This window comes from Paenibacillus camelliae, assembly GCF_023715345.1.
In the GTDB taxonomy this organism is placed as follows: domain Bacteria; phylum Bacillota; class Bacilli; order Paenibacillales; family Paenibacillaceae; genus Pristimantibacillus; species Pristimantibacillus camelliae.
Genome location: NZ_JAMBNY010000111.1, coordinates 1 through 205 on the forward strand (window position 1 = coordinate 1; position 205 = coordinate 205).

The 205-nt window shown below is 49.3% G+C and carries 1 rRNA gene; it reads right to left on the minus strand.

The features are described 5' to 3' along the window. Window positions 1–187: ribosomal RNA gene (locus tag M3180_RS22650) — 16S ribosomal RNA — on the minus strand; the annotation flags it as partial. Window positions 188–205 lie beyond the last annotated feature (18 nt).

The following is a 205-nucleotide window of genomic DNA, read 5'->3' on the forward strand; positions in this document are numbered from 1 at the left end:
TTGCGTATCCGGTATTAGCATTCGTTTCCGAATGTTATCCCAGTCTTATGGGCAGGTTACCTACGTGTTACTCACCCGTCCGCCGCTAAGTCTCAAGGAAGCAAGCTTCCTATCAACTCCGCTCGACTTGCATGTATTAGGCACGCCGCCAGCGTTCGTCCTGAGCCAGGATCAAACTCTCCATTAAAGTGTTTGATTGCTCATT